The sequence below is a fragment of the Streptomyces sp. NPDC127197 genome (genome assembly GCF_042672405.1).
Taxonomy (GTDB): Bacteria; Actinomycetota; Actinomycetes; order Streptomycetales; family Streptomycetaceae; genus Streptomyces; species Streptomyces flavusporus.
In genome coordinates this window covers 1-1,752 of record NZ_JBHXVG010000135.1, presented here as the reverse complement: position 1 = coordinate 1,752, position 1,752 = coordinate 1, and the positions used below count along the sequence as shown (strand labels likewise).

The following is a 1,752-nucleotide window of genomic DNA, read 5'->3' as shown; positions in this document are numbered from 1 at the left end:
TTTGATTTTAAGGGAGTAGATCTAACTGAATTTTATTTTTTGGATGAGGGTGTTAGGAAGAAAAATATGTGGATTGATGGCACTAACAAACTAGAGACTTTATACATAGGTGCTCCAAATTCTGATTTGCGTATACGAGTTTATAACAAAGCTAAAGAGCAGCAAAAAGAAGGTATAGAGGTAGATGGTGACTGGTGGCGTGTAGAAGCTCAGATTCGTAGTGAGTGGATGCCTAATTTTATGTTAGGTATTAATCCTTTTTCGGGTTTACACATTAAACAGGTAGATTGGGAATCGATTGAAAGTATACGTGAACAAGCTATGTGTAAGTTCTTTTTAGATTGTCCTGGGAAGTTGGCTGAAGTGGATAAAAATACAAGGTCTAAATACAAGAAAATCCTTGCTAGCCTGCCAGCTAACAAGGAAGTAGATATCCAGTCCTTTTATGACCAAAATAGGACTGAGATTAGAAAACAACTAGATTATTGGTTAGAATTCCCTAAGAGAAATAATGTTATGTAACTATTATACCATATGAAACCATCAAGTAGACATTAAAGAGAACGTTCGGAGTCGTATGTGGTAAGGAGTGGGGGGACCCGGTGACGGGGGGGCCCAAACTTGCCACATACGAACTGAACGTTTATTTTTGTTCCGCTTGTAGTTGCCATTTGGTATACAGTTGTGATACCATTAGTATACACTTAGGTGTATCCTTTGATAACTAAATAGATGAAAGGTAGGCGTCCTCAGTCTACCTATTTCATGTTAGGAGGTCATTTGATTGGCGAGAGATGAAAAATTGGTTATACGTTTGGTTGAATCTGTTAAAGAGGATTTTCAGGCGTATTCGGAAGAGTTAGGTATGACTATGTCGGCATTAGGTTCGTATGTAGTTGGTGAATGGATTAGGCAACAAAAGAATAAAGAGCGTTTAGAAGAGAAAAGCGCTCTGGCGATGATTGAATATGGTAAGAAGCTATTAGAAGAGCAAGAACAAGAGAAGTGAGCATTATGCCGAGAAAATCTGTTGTTATTTTAGGAGGAAGCTGTGTTAGGTATAATTTGCGTTAGCTATCCCCCGAGGGTGTTTTCGGGGGGTGGGTAAGGCAAACGGTAGGTGCCTTGCTTCGGGTCCCTGGGATTGCAATAGAGGAATTGGAATAAGCGCAACGATGGGCAAGGACTATATTTAGGGTGATGGTTCCTTATTAACTTGATTGAACCACCACTAAAGACGAAAAACTACGGAAATTAGGGAGGATTGGCGAGGACGTTTGAACCCCGCTCTCTCTAACAGCGGGGTTGCGGGTGAAAACTTAGGAAAAAGGGGGACTAAGGTGCGGTGGACATTTCTTTCTCTATTGATAGACTGACCATACTTGGTGTTGATTCTGGTCGGTTTGAAAAGACTATTAATAACAATCAATTTGGTTTTATTTTAAGAGATTCATTAGCTCCATTTCCGTATAGAAGGCAATATCATATGGTTGATGGTTCTTTGCTTCAATACACTGATTCTGTAAATCATGATGCGATACGTTATGAGTTTAATCCTAATAACATTAGACCTTCTAAAGAAAATGAACATAGACGAGCTGTGGTTGATATTTTAAGAACAATGAAATATCCGAGGGTTAGTCGTATTGATGTAGCTTTTGATTTTAAGGGAGTAGATCTAACTGAATTTTATTTTTTGGATGAGGGTGTTAGGAAGAAAAATATGTGGATTGATGGCACTAACAAACTAGA

3 protein-coding genes are annotated in these 1,752 nt (G+C 38.7%); all 3 read left to right on the top strand.

What is annotated here, in order from left to right:
• A partial coding sequence (locus tag ACFVJQ_RS45935; RefSeq protein ID WP_385791958.1) for a replication initiation factor domain-containing protein occupies positions 1 to 522 on the top strand: 522 nt, incomplete at its 5' end.
• Between the two features lie 262 nt (positions 523 to 784).
• Positions 785 to 1,009: a hypothetical protein gene (locus ACFVJQ_RS45930; RefSeq protein ID WP_376183699.1), complete on the top strand. Its 225-nt coding sequence runs from the start codon at positions 785 to 787 to the stop codon at positions 1,007 to 1,009.
• Between the two features lie 336 nt (positions 1,010 to 1,345).
• The coding region (locus tag ACFVJQ_RS45925; protein WP_376322284.1) for a hypothetical protein at positions 1,346 to 1,752 on the top strand (407 nt) is incomplete at its 3' end.